This is a genomic window from Mycobacterium sp. (assembly GCF_052143115.1).
GTDB lineage: Bacteria > Actinomycetota > Actinomycetes > Mycobacteriales > Mycobacteriaceae > Mycobacterium.
The window spans coordinates 33,496-55,417 of sequence record NZ_JBKQTQ010000073.1; the positions used below are offsets into that span (position 1 = coordinate 33,496).

Below are 21,922 nucleotides of genomic sequence, written 5' to 3' on the forward strand. Positions count from 1 at the left end.
CTACGATTGACGCGCGACGATTACCGGCATCCGAGCCGAGTGAGCCAATGCGGCGCTAACCGACCCCAACAACATGCCGGCGAATCCACCCCGGCCATGGCTGCCGACGACCACAAGTTGCGCCGATTCGGACTGCCTGATGAGGTGATACGTCGGATGGTCACATTCAACGACGCGTCGCACCGTCACGTCGGGGTAGCGCTCCTGCCAACCGGCCAGGCGCTCGGCGAGGATCTCCTCTGCGGCCGGCTTCATCGCCGGCCAATCGATGGCGGGAAAATCGTTCACTTCGACGTCACTCCAGACGTGCATCGCGATGAGCTCGACGCCTCGCCATGACGCCTCCTCGAAAGCGATCGCGGTCGCCAGCTCCGATACCGGCGAACCGTCAATGCCAACCAGCACCGGCGCCTCAGCGGGATGAGGCATCAGCGGGTCCTCGTCATGAATGACCGCAACCGGGCAGCGTGCGTGCCGGATCAGGCTGGAGCTCACCGATCCGAGCAAGCTGCGCGCTAAGGGCCCTCGCCCCCGGGAGCCGACGACGACCATCTGGGCCTCCTTGGACAAATCGACCAAGGTCGGAACGACGGGCGAGAACAACGGCTCGCTTTCAATCTGCGCCGGGCCACCATCCCGAGTGGTGCTCCGCGCGATCTCGACAGCGTCGTCAAGGATCTTCTGCCCCTGCTCTACTTGCCATCGTGAGAAGGCCGTCGGCGCCGGCAGTGCCGGCAGGGTGGTCCCGATGGGCCGAACGGCATGCACGAGAGTGAGACGAACATGGCGCATCGCGGCGTCACGCGCCGCCCAATCGACGGCATAATTGGAGGCAGGCGATCCGTCGACGCCGACCAAGATGCCCGAATGGCTTATCGGAGCGGACATTTGCATCTCCTCAAAGGATCGGCGGCCCACGGCCGCCGCTTGACAAAGCTGATCATTGCGAACGGTTGGTGCGCCCGCCGTCGTCGTCGACGAGGCAGCGGATGTCTCGCTCCCACTGAGCGTCCCGCATGCGGCTCGCGTGGGCACGCACAGCCCACACCACTTGTGCGGCGGCCAGGGCGACGATCAACCATCCCACAACTGCTGCCGATAATGCGTCGGCGGCTGCGCGCTCTACCGGAGTTGGTCGATTGACTCGGTTGCCATCGGCGCCGACCCAAATCTGCAGCGGCTCACCGGCTTTGACGGCGTAATCCGAGCCGAGTACGTCGGCGTGATCAATGCCGTTCACTTGCCAGCGCGCGTAAACCGTGGAGGCCGTTGTTTCAGATGACACTGCTGGTTTGCTGTCGTCAATGGCCGTGGCCACGACGGCATGTCGCGTTTGCGCCTGTTGACGGTAGTTCTGGGCCTCGGTGTCGTGAATGACCGTCCCCAGTGCCCCTGCGCATGCCGCGGCGATGACAACCAATAATACGGCCAGCGTGACGACTGCTGTTTCGATACGATCGCTGGTCCGGATGAGCGGATTGCGGCTGAAAAGCCGAAGAATCGGCCACGTCATCGGCCGGATTACAAAGCTCTGCATGGCAACCTCACCTCGGGTTATTTGCGATGTTGCATCCAGCGTCGCAATTCAGAAGTCCCGCTCTTAGGGTCCAACGTCTACAGGTGAGAGGCCCTACGGCTCCTGTCCGGTGACCGGCCTCCGGATAGCGTCATCAACGTCCACGTCGAATCAGGAGCACGCGATGAACAACACAGAGTCACCCGGACCGGTTGTCGTTGGCGTCGACGGCTCGGACGCCGCGATCGGAGCTGCCCAATGGGCAGCCAGGGAAGCCATCCATCAAGATGTTCCCCTTCGGCTCGTTCACGTCATCCAGATCACCGACGGGCCGATCGCGTCGGCGTCTGCTTATCGAGACGACGAAGAATACGCCGAAAGTTCCTTGCGCGCTGCTCGTTTGGCGGTGGAGGCGACTGGCCTGCCGGTGAAGATCGACACAGCGGTGCTGCGTGCAGATGTCGATTCTGCCCTGATCGCCGAGTCGAATAACGCGACCCTGATCTGCGTCGGATCTACGGGGATCGGTCGAGTAGCCAGCATGGTGTTCGGATCGACCGCGGCAATACTTGCCGAGTATGCGCAGTGCCCGGTGGCGATTATTCGACGCACTGAGGACGGGCCGCTTCCCGAGGCCGGTTTCATCGCGGTGGTCGTCGACGACCAACCCGGCAACGACGAGGTCATGCAATGGGCCATGGAGGAAGCCCGGGCGCGGCGGGCTCCCCTGCTCGCGCTGGGAGTCTGGCGGTGGGCGCTCTTCGAGATCGGCGATGAACAGTTCTATCGGCGCCTGGATGGCTGGTTGCGACGGTATCCCGACGTGCAGGTTGAAGTCGCCTGCACGCGCATGAGTGCGGCTCGATATCTCGAGGGCTACATTGGTGCGGTTCAACTGGTCGTGATTGGCACTCAGGATGCCAACCGGGTGCCGCAGCTGGTCGGCCCGCGAGGTTTGCCGATCTTCGCCCATGCCGACTGCTCCGTGCTGATCGTGCGGGGTAAACACCGATGAAGGCGAGTCCCTCGAGCGGCCGGGCCCGCACCGGAATATTCTGCGAGGTTCAAATCTGTGTCAGCTGTTCGCCAGCCCAGCCAGCGGCATGCGGTCGGCGTTGATTGGCAGCCTGCACCCGCTCTGATGGGATCGCGGACACGTCATGCGGTGGATTCGGTGCCGCTAGCGAGCCATGCCCGATGGCCCGGCTACGACTCGACTCGAGGCGAGGGCTGTACCCGTTCAGCAGCCGTTCGAAAGCGAGTGGATCCATTGCCGTTTGAACGGTCCCCGACCTGGCCGGGCTGATGGCCTAACGGCTTGCGTCTTTCCGAGCTGTCGCTGTACCCGTCAAGCTCTCAGCCGCAAGACTTCAGACAGCGGTCGCCGCGGTGTGGGCCGTGGTGCTTTTTCGGCGACTGGCACCACGCCCACCCGGACCAGGACTTGTGGCACGGCGTCGTGATCCATGAGCGACCGGACGAGGTCGCGGGTGGCTTCGTGCTCGGTAGAGTTTGTTACCGGGCAGGTGGCGAAGCCAGCCATAGTGCATTCCAGCAAGGTCGCGGAAAGCGCTTCGCCGGAAGCCAAAGCGTCGGCGCGACTATCGTGGTCGGTGGACAGCACCAGGATCATGGAGTGGTCTTCGGAAATCTCAGTGCGCCTTTCGGGCCGACCGACGACGGGGAACACCCGTCCGACACCAACCCGGTCGCTCTCTGCCGCCGAAACCAGGGAGCTGTGCGGGATGCCCTCTGCTGCCTCGAATGGTGCAGTCCACCAATGCAGCTCGTCGTGGTAGGACGTGTCGTACAGTCGCAACGACTCCGCCATCTGCGCCGCCTCCACCAGACGCGGACGCAAGTCTTCGGGGATGATGTTTATGTGAATGGCGCCGCCGTCGACGCTGCTGGACATCACCGGTTCGAACGACTTCCAGTCCGTTGGCGCGCTGAACGGCAGCCGGTCGGTATGACGTTCCCAGATGGCGCTGGCGCGACGCCGATCTCGTTCCGTCATATATTCGATCGGGGTGAAGTGGATCGATGCCAGGTGGTTTTGGTTGTCAAGATTGGGAAACCGATCGACATGCGCCCGCCACCCGGCGGCGGCCATCGCTACCCGCAGATGATCGAGGGCCGCGCCGCAACCGATCAACGCTTCTCGCGCCGACTGGTCGGTATCCATGACTCGACTTGGATCGAGGAATAACCGGAGTTCGCCGCTGCTGAACACCCACTGCCAGGGTTGGCTGTTGTGCTGTGACGGTGCGCGGCACGCCGACTCCACCGCAGCCTCGATGACTTCGGCTTCTACCAAAGGGGTTGTCATATCTCTACCTCCCGACCTTTACCTGCTTTCAAGGCTTGTTGGACGACGTCGGCTGCGCCAGGGCCATAAGTCCTCGATGCCACGACCCATCCTGCCATGCGCCCGATCCATGACATAGGTATTCGCTGCACAGCGTGAGCGCGGTTCCCACAACGCATTGCGTGGTGTTAAACAACAATGACCGCTGAATGCCCCATCGTCGCAAGGTAACCTGCACACGTGCTGCTGACCTCGCTGGATCCCGCCGCCGTCACCGGCGGCCGCGATATCGGCGACGCCGTCCGCATCGGCGACGTCACGCTGAGCCGCAGCGATGTCGTCGGCGCCGCGACATCAGTGGCCGAACGCGTCGGCGGAGCGGACCGGATTGCGGTCCTGGCCACACCGACCGCCGCAACCGCGTTGGCCGTCGCCGGATGCCTGATCGCCGGCGTGCCGGTGGTGCCGGTGCCCGCCGACGTCGGGCAGGCCGAGCGTCGCCACATCCTCACCGACTCCGGTGCGCAGGCCTGGCTGGGTCCGGTGCCCGACGAGCCGGAGGGCCTGCCGCACATCCCGGTACGGACGCACGCCCGTTCGTGGCACCGTCATCCCGAGCCGTCCCCGCAGGACACCGCGCTGATCATCTACACCTCGGGCACCACCGGCCCGCCCAAAGGGGTGCAGCTGAGCGGCCAGGCGATCGCCGCCGACCTGGACGCGCTCGCCGAAGCCTGGCAATGGACGTCCGAGGACACCTTGGTGCACGGGTTGCCGCTCTTCCACGTGCACGGTCTGGTGTTGGGTCTGCTCGGGTCACTGCGAGTCGGAAACCGCTTCGTACACACCGGAAAACCAACGCCGGAAGCCTACGCAGCCGCAGGCGGCACGCTGTACTTCGGTGTGCCGACGGTCTGGTCACGGGTGGTGGCTGACACGGCGGCCGCCGAGGCGCTACGGCCGGCGCGGCTGCTGGTGTCCGGCAGCGCCGGCCTGCCGGTGCCGGTATTCGACCAATTGGTCCGGCTCACCGGGCACGCGCCCGTCGAACGCTATGGCGCCACCGAGTCGCTGATCACGCTGTCCACTCGCGCCGACGGCGAGCGCCGTCCCGGCTGGGTCGGCCTGCCGCTGGCCGGCATCGAGACCCGATTGGTCGACGACGACGGTGGCCCGGTGCCGCATGACGCGGAAACGATTGGCCGGCTGCAGGTTCGCGGCCCCACCTTGTTTGACGGCTACCTGAATCGGCCGGACGCCACCGCCGAGGCGTTCGACACCGACGGTTGGTACCGCACCGGCGATGCCGCCGTCATCGACAGCGACGGTATGCATCGCATTGTGGGTCGTGAGTCGGTCGACCTGATCAAGTCCGGCGGATACCGTGTCGGCGCTGGTGAAATCGAGACGGCGCTGCTCGGGCATCCCGGGGTGGCCGAGGCGGCAGTGGTCGGGCTGCCCGACGAAGACCTGGGCCAGCGCATCGTCGCGTTCGTCGTCGGCGACGCGCAGCCGAAAGAGCTGATTGACTATGTCGCCCAGCAGCTTTCGGTGCACAAGCGGCCGCGTGAGGTGCGGATCGTGGACGCGCTGCCGCGCAACGCGATGGGCAAGGTGGTCAAGAAAGAACTGCTGACCCGCGGCTGAGAGGCAACGGCGTCCGAGTCTTTACAGCGTCTTTACAGCGCGACATCTGCCTTCGTTGTGGGCAAGGGGAGGCGCCTTCCCCTACCGTCGTTACCGTGCACCGACGCAGCCAAACACCGATGCGACGGGTGGCTGCTGCGTGTCTGGTCGGCTCGGCAATCGAGTTTTACGACTTCCTGATCTACGGCACCGCGGCGGCGCTGGTGTTTCCCACCGTGTTCTTCCCGCACCTCAGTCCCACATTGGCCACGATCGCCTCGATGGCCACATTTGCCAGTGCGTTTCTGTCTCGGCCGATCGGTGCCGCCACCTTTGGCTACTTCGGGGATCGGCTGGGCCGCAAAAAAACCCTGATCGCCACGCTGCTGATCATGGCCGTCGCCACCGTGACCGTCGGCGCGGTTCCCAGCACGGCGTCCATCGGTACCGCCGCCCCAATGATCCTGATTGCGCTGCGGCTGCTGCAAGGGTTCGCCGTCGGCGGCGAATGGGCAGGGTCGGCGTTGCTGAGCGCCGAGCACGCGCCAGCCGGCAGACGTGGCCGTTATGGCATGTTCACCCTGCTCGGCGGCGGCACCGCGGCGGTCCTCAGCGGCCTGACGTTTTTAGCCGTGAACGTCAGCATCGGTGAAGAGAGCCCCGCCTTCATGCAGTGGGGATGGCGCATACCGTTCCTGATCAGCGCCGGCCTGATCGGTATTGCCCTGTATGTGCGGCTCAGGATCGACGAAACTCCGGTGTTCGCCGCGGAAAAGGCCCGAAACCTGGTTCCCACCGCGCCGATCGCGGAGTTGCTGCGCTTGCAGCGCCGGGAGATCCTGTTGGCCGGGGGCAGCATCGTGGGCGGCTTCTGCTTCGCCTACATGGGAAACACCTACCTGACCGTGTACGCCCATTTCCATCTCGGCTACACCCGGAGCTTCATCTGGGCCGTCGGCGCGCTGGGCGGGCTGGCAAGCATCGCGTCCGTCGTGCTATCGGCCAGTCTGTCCGATCGAGTTGGGCGTCGCCGCATGATGTTGCTGGGCTGGTCGGGATGTGTGCCATGGGCGCTTGCGGTGATGCCGTTGATGGACACCCGCCAGCCCGTTCTGTACGCAATCGCCATCGTCGGCATGTCCGCGATCGCCGCGATCGGCTCCGGACCTACCGGCGCATTCATCCCCGAGCTGTTCGCCACCCGTTACCGCTACAGCGGATCGGCGTTAGCGGTCAACCTCGCCGGCCTCGTCGGCGGCGCGTTGCCGCCGTTGATCGCCGGAACATTGCAGGCAACCTACGGCAGCTGGGCGGTCGGTCCGATGCTGGCCATCCTCGCTGCGGCCAGCCTGGTGTGCACCTACCTGCTCCCCGAAACCAAGGGAACAGCGCTGCAATCCACTCTGGGTGCCGGTGTAGCAGAGATGTCTTCCTAAGGTTGAGGTGTCCGGAGGCAGCCGATAGCTCAGTCGGCGTGCTTCGGCGGTCTCGGTATCGCGGGCTGGCCAGCTGGTTCCTCGGTGAGTGCTGCGAGCGTCGGTGGGGCGCCGGTCTTGGCGGGAATGGGCGAAGCGTCCTCGGTCGGCAAGTTATCGGTGCCGGCCAGTTTGTCCGCGGCCACGCCCGCCGAGCCGGTCGCTGCTTCGCCGCTGGCGGGCTCGGGGTGGACTGCCCCCGCCGAAGAAGGCGGCGGCATGAGTAGCCCTGGCGGCCGGCATGCCGGCGTACGCCTCCGCCGGTCGCGGGGGTTACGGCATGGGCCCGCGCTACGGCGTCAAGCCAACCGCGATGCCCACGAAATTGCTCGTCTGACGCGCCTAGTTGGCGTGCAGGTCTTCGTTGAGCGCGATGCCGCGACCGTCGCGGGACACCACCTCGACCGCGCCGGTCACCGAGTTGCGGCGGAACAGCATGTTGCTGCTGCCGGAGAGCTCACGGGCCTTGACCGAATTGCCTTCGGGCAGAGCGACTTTGGTGCCCGCGGTGACATACAGGCCGGCTTCGATGACGCAGTCGTCACCCAGTGAAATCCCCAGTCCGGCGTTGGCGCCGAGCAGGCAGTGCTTGCCGACCGAGATCACCTCGGCGCCACCGCCGGACAGCGTTCCCATGATCGATGCGCCGCCGCCGATGTCGGAGCCATCGCCGACCACCACGCCCGCCGAGATCCGGCCCTCCACCATCGAGGCGCCCAATGTGCCTGCGTTGAAGTTCACGAAGCCCTCGTGCATCACCGTCGTTCCCGACGCCAGATGCGCGCCCAGCCGCACCCGGTCGGCGTCGGCGATGCGCACGCCGGTCGGCACCACGTAATCGACCATGCGGGGAAACTTGTCCACGCCGTACACCGCGACCGGGCCGCGGCGGCGCAGTCGCGCCCGCACGATCTCGAAACCCTCGACCGCGCAGGGCCCGTGGCTGGTCCACACCACATTGGTCAGCACCCCGAACAAGCCGTCGGCGTTCAATCCGTGCGGCGCGACCAGTCGATGCGAGAGCAAATGCAGTCGCAGGTAGGCGTCGTAGGCGTCGACGGCCTTGTCGTCCAGCGAACCGATCACGGTGCGCACCACGACGGTCTCAGTGTCACGGTCGTCGTCGCGTCCGGCCAGCGCCGCCAACTCGCCGGGGACCTCGGCCACCGATAGCCGCACCGTGCCGCTGTCGCCCGATTCGATCAGTTCCGGTGCGGGGAACCAGGTGTCGAGGACCGACCCGTTGCCGGCCAACGTCGCCACACCAATACCTGAAGCTGCAGTCACGTGCCCCACGCTACTTTCCCGAGCCGAGCAGACGTAAAGGCCCCCAACACGCCGGTGTGAAAGGAGCTTTTACGTCTGCTCGGCCGTAGAGGTCGCCCACTAGGCTGGGTTCGTGCTGGACCTACGCGGCGACCCGATCGAGCTGACCGCAGCTCTGGTCGACATCCCCAGCGAGTCGCGGCAGGAAAAGCGCATTGCCGACGAGGTGGAAGCCGCGCTGCGGGCGCAGACGTCCGGCTTCGAGATCATCCGCAACGGCAATGCCGTGCTGGCGCGCACAGCGCTCGGTCGGCCGACTCGGGTGCTGCTGGCCGGGCATCTCGACACCGTTCCGGTCGCCGGCAACCTGCCGAGCCACCGAGACGGCGATTCGCTGCACGGCTGCGGCACCACCGACATGAAGTCCGGTGACGCGGTCTTCCTTCATCTGGCCGCCACTATCACAGCACCCACGCACGACCTGACGCTGGTGTTTTACGACTGCGAGGAAATCGAATCCGCGGCAAACGGTTTGGGGCGCATCGAACGTGAGTTACCCGACTGGCTGTCGGCCGACGTGGCGATCCTGGGTGAGCCAACCGGCGGCTACATCGAGGCAGGTTGTCAGGGCACGCTGCGGATCGTCGTCCACGCGACCGGAACCCGCGCGCATTCGGCGCGATCGTGGTTGGGCGACAACGCCATTCACAAACTTGGTGCCGTGCTGGACCGGCTGGCGGGTTATCAGGTCCGCAGTGTCGAGATCGACGGCTGCACCTACCGCGAAGGACTGTCGGCGGTGCGTATCGACGGCGGCGTTGCCGGCAACGTCATCCCCGATGCGGCGTCGGTGACGGTGAACTTCCGCTTCGCGCCCGACCGCTCGCCGGAGGCCGCGCTGCGCCATGTCCACGAGGTTTTCGCTCGCCTCGACGTGCGGATCGAGCAGACCGACCTTGCCGCCGGGGCGCTGCCCGGGCTGTCCAAGCCTGCCGCCAAGGCCTTGGTCGAGGCGGCCAACGGGCAGGTGCGGGCAAAATACGGCTGGACCGACGTGTCCCGGTTCGCCGCCAGAGGCATTCCGGCGGTCAACTACGGACCGGGAGATCCCAACTTGGCGCATACCCGCGACGAGCGGGTGGCGGTCGACCAGATCACCGCGGCGGTGGCCATGCTGCGGAGTTATCTGAGTAGCTAAGCGCGCTGCGCCTGTGCCGACGCGTCGGCGGCCGCAGGATGCATTCCCCGATCCGCTAAGTCGGCGGCCACGTCGGCCAGCGCTGCGGCATCGCCGTCGGCCAGCGCGCGGGCGTGCGCCAGCGTAAGCCTGCCGAGCACGCAGTTAACCTCGATCGACAGGCGTTCGGCCCGCTGCACGGCACGGGTGTCGCCGAGCCGCGTCGCGTCCTGCAGCGCGCGCAGTGCGATCGCGGACTGCCCGCCGCGTTCTGCGGCCTGCACGGCCTGACGGGCGGCTTCGATCGCGCCGGTCGAGTCGCCGCGAGCTGCTCTCGACCAAGCCCTGGCCAGCGCCAACTCCGGAGCGAACAGCGTCGATTTCAGGCCGTGTCGAGACTCGGCCCGGCTGAAGACCTTGGCGGCCTCGAGGTGTTCACCTTGCTGGGCGAGCGCCTGAGCAAGCAGCGTCAATGACAGCGGACCCCATGAATAGCCGGTCCGCGCCAACGGATCGGCGGCGCGGCTCAGCAGCTTGACGGCGGTGTCGAAATCACCCTGGGCGATTGCCACGTAGCCCACCAACGTCTCGCCGATCGCCCGGCCCGGCTGCTGCAGCTCGGCGAAGTCGGTGTAGCGCTGCGCCAATGCGCGGGCTTCGTCGAGCCGCCCGGCCATCAGCAGGGTGGTGATCCGGCCGAAGCCGCTGGTGAATCGGAGCAAACCGGGATGGTCGGCGGCCATCGCACGCCCGGCCAACGCCTCGACGTCGTCGAACCGGCCGGTGCGCGCTGAGCTCAGCGCCGCCGCCGACGCTGCCCATCCCACGGCCACCCCGTCGGCGTGCGGCGACGCCAACACCTCGCCTGCGATCCGCAACGCACGCAGCGGAGTGCCCGCGTTCATCGCAAAGGTCGCCGCGAGCGCGTCGAGGGTCGCCAACGCCGTCGGCGCCGAGATCCGGTTCCGCGTTGTCTGCAGAAACGCAGTGGCCCGCTCCGGCTCGCTGAGCATCCAGAACTGGTTGGCGGCTCGCGGCAGTGCCCACTCGATCAGCTTGGACTGCGACAACTGCGCGGGGTCCACCGCCTCCAGCACCGCGCCGGCTTCTCGCCCACGGCCCTGCCAGGCCAGCGCGTGCGCCAACGGAAGCCGCGCGGCCAGTCCTCCCGACCGGTCCAGAGCCGCCCGGGCGAGCTGTTCGGCGAGCTCCAACTCACCCAGCCGGAGCGCGTGTTGGGCCGCGGTCACGACGTCGGCGACTGCGCCGGGAGTGTCGCTGTCCACGGTCAGCGCCGATAGACGCAGCTGGTCGCCGATGTGGCCGGATGGTCTAGCCGCCAGCTGTTCGACCAGCGATGTTCGTAGCGCCCGTGCGGTGGCCGGTGCCAGCGCCGCGCGGACGCGGTCGGTGTAGAGCGGATGGCCCGCATACACCATTTCCCGCTCATCGCAAGCGATCGCGCCGACGGTTTCCGCTTCCTCGACGGCAGGCTCGCCGGCCAGCGCCGCCAGGTCGCCGCGGTGCAGTGGTTCTGCGGCCGCGAGATAATCCAGCACGGTGCGGACCGGCGTCGGCAGACCGGACAGATAGCCATCGATCAGGGCCGGGAGTGACACACGGTTCTCGTCGCGGCAGCGCCAGCCGCCGTCGACCTGAACCAGGCCACCGTCGCCGACGAGATGCCGCAGGTACAGCGGGTTGCCCTGACTGCGATGAAACACCTCGTCGGTGACCGCGGCATCCGGCGGCGCGCCCAGGGCCGATTCCAGCAGTGCGGCGGTCGCCGGCTCATCTAGCGGCTCGACCTCGACCACGGTCAGCAGCTCATCGGCCGACAGTGCTGCGACCGCGTCGGGCAGCTCGGTGTCGGCACGGACCGTGACGACCATTCGCGCCGAGCGACTCAGCGCCAGTTGGTACACCAGCGTGGCCGACAGGTGGTCGAGATGGTGTGCGTCGTCGATCACGAATAGCAGCTCGCCGCCGTCAGCGGTCAGCGATTCGTGCGCGGCCCGCAGCAGCTCGGCGGGCCTGCCGGTCTCGTTGATGTCGAGCAGGGCGCGGAACGCGCCGAACGGCACGATCCGGCCGGTCGCAGTGCCCACCACCCGGCGCATGACAATCGACGGCTTAGCCGCGGCGAAACTTTCGGCGGCACTGCCCGCAAGCAGCGTCTTGCCGGCGCCGTCGGCGCCGACCAGCACCACCCCGGACCTCTGGGGGTCGTCCAAGGTGGCCGCGATCGGTTGCAGGACGGCTTCCGCCGGCGCGGTAACCCAAGCAGTCGGCACCGCCGGATTTTATGGCGCGCACCCCTAGCGGCATGCGAATAGGCCCAAATGCACTCGGCGGCAAGGCGGTCTACTACGTCTACTAGGTCTATTAGGGTTTCGACTGTGCAATCCAAACGCGATGCACCGCAGGCGTGGGCGGTCTGTGTGTACTGCGCGTCCGGTCCCACTCACCCCGAGTTGTTGGCGTTGGCCGCCGAACTCGGCGAAGCGATCGCCGACCGGGGCTGGACTCTGGTCTGGGGCGGCGGCAACGTCTCCGCGATGGGCGCGTTGGCCACCGCCGCACGGGCCCGCGGCGCCTGGACGGTCGGCGTCATCCCCAAGATGCTGGTACGTCGCGAAGTCGCCGACACCGATGCCGACGAGCTGATCGTCACCGACACCATGCGGGAGCGCAAACAGATCATGGAGGACCGCGCCGATGCGTTCATTGCGCTGCCGGGCGGCATCGGCACGCTGGAGGAGCTGTTTGAGGCCTGGACCGGCGGGTATCTCGGTATGCACAACAAACCGGTGGTGATGCTGGACCCGGCCGGACATTTCGATGGGTTACGGGCGTGGCTGCACGGACTGGTCGACAGCGGTTATGTGTCGCAAGCCGCGCTGGACCGGCTGATGGTAGTCGACGAGGTGAGCGCGGCACTGGCGGCCTGCACACCCCGCTGAGCGGGTTAGGCTGGCCGCCATCTGTCGTCGCGCGAATCGAGGGATAACAGTGTCCGAACACGACTCCGGGGCCCGCACGTCGGTCGGGCTGATCGATATCGCGACCCGGGTGCCCGGCTTGTTGACTGACGCTCCGGTGATGATCCGCGGGGTGCTCACCGGGCTGCTGGCCCGGCCGACCTCCAAGACGTCGATCGGCAAAGTGTTCCAGGAACGCGCCGCCCGGTTCGGCGACCGGGTGTTCATCCGGTTCGGCGAGCAGCAACTGACCTACCGCGAGGCCAACGCGACCGCCAACCGCTATGCCGCGGTGCTGGCAGCGCGTGGTGTCGGTCGTGGCGACGTGGTCGGGGTCATGCTGCGCAACTCGCCCAATGCGGTGCTGATGATGCTGGCCGCGGTCAAATGCGGCGCGGTCGCCGGGATGCTCAACTACCACCAGCGCGGCGAGGTTCTCGCGTACAGCCTGGGGCTGCTGGACGCCAAAGTGCTGGTCGTTGAATCCGACTTGGTTGAGACGGTGGACGAGTGCGGCGCGCCCGGCGTCGCGCCGACGACGATCGAGGAGGTGGAGCGCCTCGCCGCCACCGCGCCCACGACCAACCCCGCGTCGGCGTCGGCGGTGCTGGCCAAAGACACCGCGTTCTACATCTTCACGTCCGGCACCACCGGGCACCCCAAGGCCAGCGTGATGACCCATCGTCGGTGGCTTGCCGCGTTGGGGGCGTTCGGCGGGCTGGGTTTGCGGCTGAAGGGTTCCGACACGTTGTACAGCTGTCTGCCGCTGTATCACAACAACGCGCTGACGGTCGCGGTCGGATCGGTGATCAACTCGGGATCGACGCTGGCGCTGGGCAAGTCGTTTTCGGCATCGAAGTTCTGGGACGAAGTGATCGCCAGCCGGGCCACGGCGTTCATCTACATCGGTGAGATCTGCCGGTATCTGCTGAACCAACCCCCCAAGCCGACCGACCGCGCCCACAAAGTGCGACTGATCGCCGGCAACGGGTTGCGCCCGGAGATCTGGGACGAATTCACCACGCGGTTCGGCATCGCGCGGGTCTGCGAGTTCTACGCGGCCAGCGAGGGCAACGTCGCGTTCATCAACATCTTCAATGTGCCTAAGTCGACCGGCGTTGCGCCGATGCCGTTGGCATACGTGGAGTACGACCCCGACACCGGCGCGCCGCTGCGCGGCGAGGATGGCCGGGTGCGACGGGTGCCCTCGGGTGAGCCCGGTCTGCTGCTCAGCCCGGTCAACCGGCTGCAACCGTTTGACGGTTACACTGATCCGACCGCGAGCGAAAAGAAGTTGGTGCGCAACGCTTTTCGTGAGGGCGACTGCTGGTTCAATACCGGTGACGTGATGAGCCCGCAGGGCATGGGCCACGCCGCCTTCGTCGACCGACTCGGCGACACCTTCCGCTGGAAGGGCGAGAACGTCGCCACCACAGAGGTGGAACGCGCGCTGGGGTCCGACAAATCCGTCGAGGAGTGCACTGTCTTCGGCGTGGAGATTCCGCGCACCGGCGGGCGCGCCGGAATGGCCGCGGTCAAGCTGCGCGACGGCGCCGAGTTCGACGGGAAAGCACTCGCCCACACCGTCTACGACCAGCTGCCGACGTATGCGCTGCCGCTGTTCCTGCGGGTGGTCGAAGCGATGGAGCACACCACCACGTTCAAGAGCCGCAAGGTGGCTCTGCGCGACGAGGCTTACGGCCCTGACATCGAGGACCCGCTGTATGTGTTGGCCGGCCGCGACGAGGGATATGTGCCGTTCTACGACGCATATCCGGACGAGGTCGCGGCCGGCAAGCGACCACAGGGCTAGTGCAGGCCAGGGCGCGACCATCTCGTCCGCCGGGGAGGCACCGGCGCGATGGTTAACGACGACCCGATACCCGGCCCCGGTAAGCATCACTGCATTAGCTGCACCGATACCCGGGCTGACTCCGGCGACCATCGCGACTAGTAACATCGGCGCGGCTTCGTCTAGCGGTGCATCCCGAGATCGAGGTGGTGGTCCTCGGCGTTTCCTACTTTATGTCGATCTCGTGGTGCTCGATGAGATGAGGCTCGGTGGACGTCCCGAGTCGCTCGCGGAATGCCTCCACGGTGTAGCCAACCACTGTTGCATCGGTGCGGGCGCGCACGGTGGCCGAGCGGGGCATGCGGAACAACGGTCCGATCTCGCCGAAGTAGTCGCCGGGGGTGGCGACCTTGAGGAGTTCTTCGCCTCCGCCTGCGGGTTCACGCACGATTTCCAGTTCGCCTTCGGAGACGATGTAGATCAAGTCTCCAATGCTGCCCTGTTCAAACAGTACGGAGCCGGGTGTGAGACGGACGGTTTCCGGCTCTCGGTCGGTGGAGGTGAAAGGCGGCACGAGCGCGACGACGCGGTCAGCAAGTGCCAGGATCCGGGTGTCGTGGGTCGCTACCACGACGATGCGCTCACCTGTCGCCAATTCCCGGAGTAGCCGCAGCACCTCTTCCACCTGGACAAAGTCCAAGTGTGCCGTGGGTTCGTCGGCCAATATCAGCCTTGGATCCAAGGCGATCGCGCGGGCAAACGCCACCCGTTGTTGCTGACCGCCGCTTAGGTCACCCGGCCGGTGTGTCATGCGGTCCTGCAGTCCGACGCGTGTCAGCAATTCGTGGGCGCGTTCGCGCGCCACCCGTTGCGACCACCCAGCAATCCACATCGGCACCATCACGTTCTCGAGCGCGGTGAGACTTGGCACCAGATTGAACATCTGAAAGACGATGCCTACGGTGTGGCGTCGGTAGGCGATCAGCTCGCGGCGGTCTAGCGCGGTTACCTCGACATCGCCGAATTCGATGCAACCGCTAGTCGGGCTGAGGATGCCGCCCAGGCACGACAACAACGTCGTCTTTCCACATCCACTGGGGCCCAACACGATCACCAGCGATCCAGCCGTGATCTTCAGATCCAGACCGTCGATCGGGCGGATCGCGTCGCCGCCGTCGGAGTACTCGACGACGAGATCTTTGATGCGGAGATCACCCACGACTTATGGACCTCCAAACGCCAGCGCCGGGTCGACAGCCACCGCGTGGCGCAGGCCTGCCAAGCTCGCCAACAGACCGATCACCACCGCCGTCACGACCAACGACAGGAACGCCGAGGTGGTCACCACCACGAGCATCGGAAACAGCGGACCGAGCACCACCGCGAGCAGCCCACCGAGCACCGAGGCGACCAACGCGACGAGCACCGCCTGTAGCGCTAGCCCGGCGAGCACCGACTGAGTAGTGGCGCCGAGAGCTTTGAACACCGCAAAGTCGCGGGTGCGCTCCAACGCAGAGAGATAGATCAGCGATCCCACGATCAGGCCCGCCACTGCCCACAGCAGAATCGCCATGTACGACATCGCCAGGCGGGCCCCCTGCAGCGGGCGCACCATGTCATCCACCGCAGCGTGGCGATCCACGATGCGGTAGCCGTTGGGTACCTGGGCGGGTGTGCCGCGCAAGCCGATGGCGGAAATCACCGGCTGGCCGGAAAACATCAACCGCTGCGCCCCCGCGACGGTAAGGAACGCGTTGGCTTGGCCCGCGAGCGTAGTGGATTTGCCGACGAGCCCGACGATCCGCAGCATGTTCGCACCGATCTCGACTTCGTCGCCAATGGATCGCCCCAGGGTGGTCGACATGGCAACCTCGCCGGGCTTCGACGGTGCGCGCCCCGCTGCGATCGGCGGCATCCCGGATCCGCGTTCGGGCACTCCGTACACGTTCACGTTTTGCGGCGAGCGACGATCTTGCAGGATCGTGTTGCCGTAGACCACCGGGATCGCCGATTCGACGCCCGGGAGCCGGGCGATCACCCCTGTTTCTGCCTCCGGGAACCTCGACGAGCCCATGAACGGACCTACTGCGCCCGCCGCGATGATGTAGGTGTCAATGCCCAGCGAGTCGACCACATGCTGGGCCTCGACACGAAAACCGTGCGTCAGCCCGGTGATGATGAAGGTCAGCGCGAATACCATTCCGGTGCCGATGGCCGCGGTGATGAAGCGTCGCCGCCGCCACTGCAGGTCCCGCAACGCGGTGATCAACATTCGCATGCGCGCCGGCTCTCGCAGTTCACCGATGTACTCAGCATTCGAAGGAACGCCGCCGCCTGTTCGGCGGCGGCGAGATCTGGGATCGGGTATTCAATTCTTTGTAGCACGGAAGGCGGGGTCACGTGGTGATTCCGGTGGTTGAGTGTGGTCATTTGGCGTCGCTGCCTTCGTGATACGCAGATGATCTTGGGCGACCGAAGGCCGCGCCAAGCCCACACCAGAGCAACTGCTGCGACCAAGAGCCCGAAGTCGTGCAGCGCGATGTCGCGAACTTGTCGATACCAGACCTACCAGGGCGCCAATCAGATTCAGCCCGTGGTGATGCCGCAGGCGTTATTGGGCTGATTGTCTTTGCGGTTGGCCATGATTCGCCGAAGTAACGGTTAAGTGTGCCCGGACGGCTACGGTACCGTCGCGCAGTGGTGCTTGGCAGCGTCGGCGAACGTGTGCATACACTCGGTCAGGGGTGGGGGTGAAGGAAGACACGATGACCACCGCTGATGATGGGGGTCTGGTTTTTACCGGGGTGGCGCGCCAGGCGCAGCTGGTGCGCGATCGTCAGGTTTCACCGCATGAGCTGGTGGCGCTCTATCTGGAGCGGATCGCCCGACTGGACCCGTTGTTGAACGCGTTTCGCGTCGTGCTGGCCGAGCAGGCGATGGCAGAAGCGGCGCAGGTCGAGCGGCGACTGGCCGCCGGTGAGGTGTTGCCGCTGGCGGGCGTGCCGATCGCGATCAAAGACGACACCGATGTGGCGGGGGTTTCGTCGATGTGCGGCACCGCGATCGATATGGGTCCGGCGAGCACCGACAGCGCCGCTGTGCGACGCCTTCGGGCGGCCGGGGCGGTGATCATCGGCAAGACGCATTTGTCCGAGTTCGGTGGCTACCCGGTGGCCGAGTCGGCGACCTGGGGGGTTACCCGCAATCCGTGGGACCTGTACCGCACATCCGGGGGTTCCAGTGGCGGTTCGGCCGCCGCGGTGGCCGCCGGGATGGTGCCCGGGGCGACGGGCAGCGATAGCGGCGGGTCGGTTCGCATCCCGGCCGCCTGCTGCGGGCTGGTGGGTCTGAAGGGTCAACGTGGGCGCATCAGCACCAAGCAGGCACCCGAGCGGGCCTACCGGTTCCACGGGCTGAATCACATCGGGCCGCTGGCTCGCAGCGTCGCCGACGTGGCGCTGTTACACGACGCGATGACCGGCGCCGAGCCGAACGACGAGATCCCCTCACCCCCGCCGGCACCGCCATTAATAAACGCGGTGTCGCGGGCGCCGGGTCGTCTGCGGATCGCGATGTCGTTCAAGCCGGTGGTTTCCGTGCCGGTCAGCGAGGAGGTGCGCCGCCCGGTGGTGGAGACTGCCGAGTTGCTCTGCTCGCTCGGCCACGAGGTCGTAGAGCGTGACCCGGTCTATCCGCCGGCCGGGATCGCCGCCGTGCTCGCCTTATTCATGAATGGTTTCGCCCATGAAATCGACCGGCTGCCAACACCCGAGCTGCTGGAGCGTCGCATGCGAGCCGAGGCGCGTACCAGCCGGCTGATCCCCGACTGGCTGGCTCGCCGCGCTGGCCGCCGAGGGCCGCCTCACCGAGCGCTCGCTGCGTCCAATCGCCGACTGCGACGTGCTGATGACACCGGTGCTGGCGATATCGCCAGTGCGTATCGGATATTTTGAAGGATTAGGGCCAACCCGGGCCATGTTGCGGCTGTTGAAGTTCATCCCGTTCACCTTCCCGCAGAATTACAGTGGCCAGCCAGCCATGTCGATTCCGGCCGGGATCTCGGCCGACGGCCTGCCCGAGGCAGTCCATCTGGTCGGGCGACCCCACGATGCGTCCACACTCATTTCGCTTGCGGCGCAACTGGAATCAGCGCGCCCGTGGGCCCACCACCGGCCGCGCCGCATCGCACACCAGCTTCGGGTTGACCTGTAATGGGTCATGCGGCGTCGACGATGGCGTACTTCCGGACTGTGCCACCGAACTGGGTCGACAGCTGGATGCGGCAGCCGACATCCACTACTGCAATGCTCTTTTGAACGGAAAACCCGATGGCACACGCCGTGGTAACCGGAGCAAGCGGGCTGCTGGGGGCCAACCTGGCCGCCGAACTGATCGCGCAGGGGCACACCGTGACCGCGACGCGACGCCCGAGCACCGATACGAGTTCGCTGGCCGACCTCCCGATCAAGTGGGTATGCGCTGACCTCGGTTCGGTAGCAGAACTCTGCAATGTGTTCGCCGACGCCGACGTTGTCTTCCATTGCGCTGCATGCGTTTCGACCAAGCGAACGATCACACCTGCGATCTCGGCCGTCAACGTTGATGCGACGCGAGCTGTCGTCGAAGCCGCGATTGCCGTCAGTACGCCGCGGGTCGTCCATACCTCGACCGCGAACACGATCGGACCCACATCCGATGGCACACCCGCCGACGAGCAGACGCCATGGGCGTGGGACAGAGCCGGGCTGGCATCGGCCTACCCAGTCACCAAACGGCGTGGCGAAATCCTCGTGCAGCGGGCCTGCGACAAGTTGGATGCAGTCATCGTAAACCCCACCTATCTGGTAGGCCCGCTCGATGCCAGACCCAGTTCCGGCCGTCTCATCGTCGAGGTCGCCAACCGCAGAATTCCTTATTGGACACCGGGATACAACAACTTCGCGGATGTCTGCGAGGTGGCGCGTGGGATGATCGCCGCCTGGTTGCACGGGAAACGCGGCGAACGCTACATCCTGGGCGGCCAGGAGCTGACGTATCGCGACTACCTGGAGCTAGTGGCACGGGTGGTCGGGGTCGACCCGCCGCGTAGACGGCTGCCCTATCCAGTCGCATGGATCGCGGGTAAGACCGGCGACCTGTTCGAGGTCGTCACCGGTCGGGAAACCACAGTGAACTCGATGTCCGTCGGATACGCGTTCACCGACCGCTACCGGTACCGGTGCGATAAGGCGGCGCGCGAACTGCGCTATGTAGTGGGACCCATCGAGCCTGCAATCCGCAACGCGGTCATATGGTTTCGCACTCGAGGGATGATCCCGTCTGGGGAGATTCCATGATGCCACAGCAGAGTGCGAGGTAGGGGTCATCGGTGCCGGCTTCGGCGTCCGGGTTCACGTATGCGTTGCGGGTTCGATGTTTTGGTTGAGGGCGAAGCGGTTGTCCGGGTCGAGGCGAGCCTTCAGCCTGGCGAGGCGCCGGTAGCTGACTTCACCGAAGCTGGCCCGGATGCGGGCCTGCCCTTCATCGCCGACGAAGTTGAGATACGCGCTTGCCGGGCCGAGGGGACGCAAGGTTTCGTATGCTTCGTTGGTCCACGACGTGCATCGTTGGGTGTCGGCGGGGTCGGTCCACGTGGTGATCAGATGGACGATGTAGGGATGGTTGCGGGCCGAAAAGGCCGTCGCCTGGGGCGGAACCCGGCTGGAAAAGCCGCCGAGCCTGATCACGTGTAGACGTGTTTGCGGCGCGGGGCGAGTTCGTCCGAGCAGCGCGATGCGTCGGATGGCCTCGTCCGATAACTCCGTCAGGAAGACCGACTTCCAATAGTTCAGCCGACCGAATGCGGCCGTGTGGTCGAGTACCTGCTGCCAGGTGGGATAGGAGAGTTTGCGCTGCAGCGCCATCACCGGTTCGGCGGTAACCCCGCCCATGTCCAGCAGTGCACCGATACCGGCCTGACCGACCTCATCGGATCCGGTCGAGCAGCCGAGGATCGTGACCAGGCGGCGTCCTGAACTCTCCTCGGTCCCGAAGTCCACAATCGACGCGAGGTGGTCGTCGGCGTTGTCCATCTGGGCGCGGAAGTGTTCAAGTACGGCGTCGGCGTCGGAGTCGTCGTAAGCTCGCACGCCTGCGATGACGTGGTCGACCGGGTGCAGGTCGAGCACGAAGTGTGCGACCACCCCGAAGTTGCCGCCGCCACCGCGCAGTCCCCACAGCACCTCCGGGTTCTGCAACTCGCTGACGTAAAGCACCTCCCCGCTGGCCAGCACCAGCTCCGCGGCGGTTAGGTTGTCGCAGGTCAACCCGTATGTCCGGGACAACCAGCCGACGCCGCCGCCGAGCGTGAACCCGCCGACGCCCGTCGTTGACACCACCCCGCCGGGGCAGGCGAGTCCGTAGCGGGAGGTGGCCTGGTCAATGTCGCGCCAGGTCGCACCGGGCTCGACGACCGCGATTCGGTGCTCGGGGTCGACAACGACGCCGCGCATCAAAGAGAGGTCGATGACGATACCGCCGTCGGTCGAGGAGTGTCCTGCCACGCTGTGCCCGCTGCAACGCACCGCGATCTCGGCTCCGGAGCTGACGGCGTAGCGGATGGCGGCGACGATGTCGGCGCGGGAGCGGCAGCGGAGTACAACGCTCGGCCGCTTGTCGATCAGGCCGTTGAAGACCTCCCGCGCCGAGTCGTAGGCGGCGCTGTCGGGAAGGACCACGTCGCCGGTGAAGTCGGGCACCGCGTCGATCGTGAGTGTCATCGCTGTCTCCGTGTCTCGGGGATGGTGGCCTAGCCCCGGAGGTAATCGTTTTCGAGATACCACTTGTATGCGCTCTTCGCCGCCGTGCGGAACGGCGTAGCGGGCACGCCGAGCTCGTCTCGGGCCTTCGAGCCGTCGGCGTATATAACAGCAGATGACAGCCGCGTCTGCTTTCCGTCGATGGGCAGGCGAGGGCGGACCACGGCGCGGGCCGCGCCCACCGCGGCGGCCGCCACCGGTATGGTCCAGCGCGGCAGGACGAGCGACGGTCCGGGCCGACCGACGATGTCGCACACCGTCGCGAAAGCGTCACGGAAACTCAGATTCTCACCGGCCAGGATGTAGCGCTCACCGACCCGGCCGCGTTCAGCTGCCGCGATGTGCCCGTGCACGACGTCGGTGACCGACACGAAGTTGGTGCCACCGGGTGCGGCGATCCGGAGTCGGCCACGCGCGGCCCAGACGAACATCGCGCTGGCGATGCGGTTGACGTCGCGCGGCCCGATGACGACCGACGGGTTGACCGTCACGGCGGGCAGGCCCGCGGCGACCACGCGGCGCAGCTCGCATTCGGCGAGATGCTTGCTGTACTCGTAGGGGAACCTGCGGGGACGCATGTTGAAGTGGTCGGCCTCGGTGAGCTCTCGCCCGGGTGCCCGCACGTGCAGCGCGGCGAGCGAGCTGGTGAAGACCAGCCGTTGCACACCCGCGCGCAGGGCGGCGACCGACATGTTGCGTGTCCCCTCGACATTGGTGCGGTAGAGACGTTTACGCCCGCGGTATCGCCAGTAGTCGGAGATCGCCGCGGTGTGGAAGACCCAGGCGCAGTCGGCCATCATGGCAGCGAGCGTGTCAGCATCGTCAAGCACGTCGCCGACACACATCTCATAGTCCAGCCCGTCCAGCGCCGCCGTCGATGAGGTTGCGCGCTGCAGCACCCGGACCCTGATCCCTCGATCGATCAAGGCAGCCACCAGGTTCGACCCGACGAACCCGGTTCCTCCGGTGACCAGTGCAGGCATG

Annotated in this window: 19 protein-coding genes and 1 pseudogene; 11 read left to right on the plus strand and 9 right to left on the minus strand. The window is 66.3% G+C overall.

From position 1 onward, the window contains the following. Both ACLQI9_RS08345 and ACLQI9_RS08350 read right to left on the minus strand, forming a co-directional pair. On the minus strand, positions 1–888 hold the full coding sequence (locus ACLQI9_RS08345) for a universal stress protein (RefSeq protein ID WP_442378201.1): 888 nt from the start codon (positions 886–888) through the stop codon (positions 1–3). Between the two features lie 52 nt (positions 889–940). After that, positions 941–1,537 (minus strand): Rv1733c family protein, encoded by a 597-nt coding sequence (locus ACLQI9_RS08350; protein ID WP_442378202.1) that lies wholly within the window; start codon positions 1,535–1,537, stop codon positions 941–943. A gap of 163 nt (positions 1,538–1,700) precedes the next feature. Between ACLQI9_RS08350 and ACLQI9_RS08355 the strand changes: the two genes are divergently transcribed. Beyond that, positions 1,701–2,531: a universal stress protein gene (locus ACLQI9_RS08355; RefSeq protein WP_442378203.1), complete on the plus strand. Its 831-nt coding sequence runs from the start codon at positions 1,701–1,703 to the stop codon at positions 2,529–2,531. A gap of 333 nt (positions 2,532–2,864) precedes the next feature. Here ACLQI9_RS08355 and ACLQI9_RS08360 read toward each other — a convergent pair whose 3' ends face one another. Further along, entirely contained in the window at positions 2,865–3,845 is a 981-nt protein-coding gene (locus ACLQI9_RS08360; RefSeq protein WP_442391461.1) for an Acg family FMN-binding oxidoreductase, read from the minus strand. Positions 3,846–4,064: 219 nt separating this feature from the next. On the opposite strand from ACLQI9_RS08360, the gene ACLQI9_RS08365 reads away from it, so the two are divergent. From ACLQI9_RS08365 to ACLQI9_RS08380, 4 genes and pseudogenes are all read left to right on the plus strand, one after another. Further along, positions 4,065–5,471, plus strand: a complete 1,407-nt coding sequence (locus ACLQI9_RS08365) for an acyl-CoA synthetase (protein WP_442378205.1) — start codon at positions 4,065–4,067, stop codon at positions 5,469–5,471. Positions 5,472–5,590: 119 nt separating this feature from the next. Continuing rightward, the gene (locus ACLQI9_RS08370; RefSeq protein ID WP_442378206.1) at positions 5,591–6,886 is read left to right on the plus strand and encodes an MFS transporter; all 1,296 of its coding nucleotides are present in this window, start codon (positions 5,591–5,593) and stop codon (positions 6,884–6,886) included. Between the two features lie 126 nt (positions 6,887–7,012). Continuing rightward, a pseudogene (locus tag ACLQI9_RS08375) lies at positions 7,013–7,078 on the plus strand (PPE family protein, SVP subgroup); the annotation flags it as partial. An 88-nt stretch (positions 7,079–7,166) separates the two neighbouring features. Beyond that, a complete protein-coding gene (locus ACLQI9_RS08380) occupies positions 7,167–7,262 on the plus strand; it encodes a hypothetical protein (protein ID WP_442378207.1) in 96 nt (31 codons plus the stop codon). Positions 7,263–7,267: 5 nt separating this feature from the next. Here ACLQI9_RS08380 and dapD read toward each other — a convergent pair whose 3' ends face one another. Next, a complete protein-coding gene (dapD, locus tag ACLQI9_RS08385) occupies positions 7,268–8,221 on the minus strand; it encodes a 2,3,4,5-tetrahydropyridine-2,6-dicarboxylate N-succinyltransferase (RefSeq protein ID WP_442378208.1) in 954 nt (317 codons plus the stop codon). Positions 8,222–8,324: 103 nt separating this feature from the next. Between dapD and dapE the strand changes: the two genes are divergently transcribed. Beyond that, a complete protein-coding gene (gene dapE, locus ACLQI9_RS08390; RefSeq protein ID WP_442378209.1) occupies positions 8,325–9,389 on the plus strand; it encodes a succinyl-diaminopimelate desuccinylase in 1,065 nt (354 codons plus the stop codon). On the opposite strand, the gene ACLQI9_RS08395 is transcribed toward dapE, so the two are convergent. Then, positions 9,386–11,662 (minus strand): AAA family ATPase, encoded by a 2,277-nt coding sequence (locus ACLQI9_RS08395; RefSeq protein ID WP_442378210.1) that lies wholly within the window; start codon positions 11,660–11,662, stop codon positions 9,386–9,388. The two genes, dapE and ACLQI9_RS08395, sit on opposite strands and share 4 nt — an antisense overlap. A gap of 105 nt (positions 11,663–11,767) precedes the next feature. Between ACLQI9_RS08395 and ACLQI9_RS08400 the strand changes: the two genes are divergently transcribed. Next, positions 11,768–12,331, plus strand: a complete 564-nt coding sequence (locus tag ACLQI9_RS08400; protein WP_442378211.1) for a TIGR00730 family Rossman fold protein — start codon at positions 11,768–11,770, stop codon at positions 12,329–12,331. 49 nt (positions 12,332–12,380) lie between these two features. After that, entirely contained in the window at positions 12,381–14,162 is a 1,782-nt protein-coding gene (gene fadD6 / locus ACLQI9_RS08405) for a long-chain-acyl-CoA synthetase FadD6 (protein WP_442378212.1), read from the plus strand. A 205-nt stretch (positions 14,163–14,367) separates the two neighbouring features. Here the strand turns inward: fadD6 and ACLQI9_RS08410 are convergent, their stop codons facing one another. Next, positions 14,368–15,360, minus strand: coding sequence for an ABC transporter ATP-binding protein (locus ACLQI9_RS08410; protein WP_442378213.1), 993 nt, complete (start codon positions 15,358–15,360; stop codon positions 14,368–14,370). A gap of 3 nt (positions 15,361–15,363) precedes the next feature. Beyond that, positions 15,364–16,413, minus strand: a complete 1,050-nt coding sequence (locus ACLQI9_RS08415; protein WP_442378227.1) for an ABC transporter permease — start codon at positions 16,411–16,413, stop codon at positions 15,364–15,366. 493 nt (positions 16,414–16,906) lie between these two features. On the opposite strand from ACLQI9_RS08415, the gene ACLQI9_RS08420 reads away from it, so the two are divergent. From ACLQI9_RS08420 to ACLQI9_RS08430, 3 genes are all read left to right on the plus strand, one after another. Then, on the plus strand, positions 16,907–18,094 hold the full coding sequence (locus ACLQI9_RS08420) for an amidase family protein (protein ID WP_442378214.1): 1,188 nt from the start codon (positions 16,907–16,909) through the stop codon (positions 18,092–18,094). Next, positions 18,027–18,353, plus strand: a complete 327-nt coding sequence (locus tag ACLQI9_RS08425; RefSeq protein ID WP_442378228.1) for an amidase family protein — start codon at positions 18,027–18,029, stop codon at positions 18,351–18,353. The genes ACLQI9_RS08420 and ACLQI9_RS08425 overlap by 68 nt, the downstream gene beginning before the upstream one ends. Positions 18,354–18,469: 116 nt before the next feature. Then, positions 18,470–19,477, plus strand: coding sequence for an NAD-dependent epimerase/dehydratase family protein (locus tag ACLQI9_RS08430; RefSeq protein ID WP_442378215.1), 1,008 nt, complete (start codon positions 18,470–18,472; stop codon positions 19,475–19,477). A gap of 54 nt (positions 19,478–19,531) precedes the next feature. Here ACLQI9_RS08430 and ACLQI9_RS08435 read toward each other — a convergent pair whose 3' ends face one another. Next, on the minus strand, positions 19,532–20,899 hold the full coding sequence (locus ACLQI9_RS08435) for an FAD-binding oxidoreductase (RefSeq protein ID WP_442378216.1): 1,368 nt from the start codon (positions 20,897–20,899) through the stop codon (positions 19,532–19,534). Positions 20,900–20,928: 29 nt separating this feature from the next. Continuing rightward, entirely contained in the window at positions 20,929–21,921 is a 993-nt protein-coding gene (locus tag ACLQI9_RS08440; protein ID WP_442378217.1) for an NAD-dependent epimerase/dehydratase family protein, read from the minus strand. Position 21,922 lies beyond the last annotated feature (1 nt).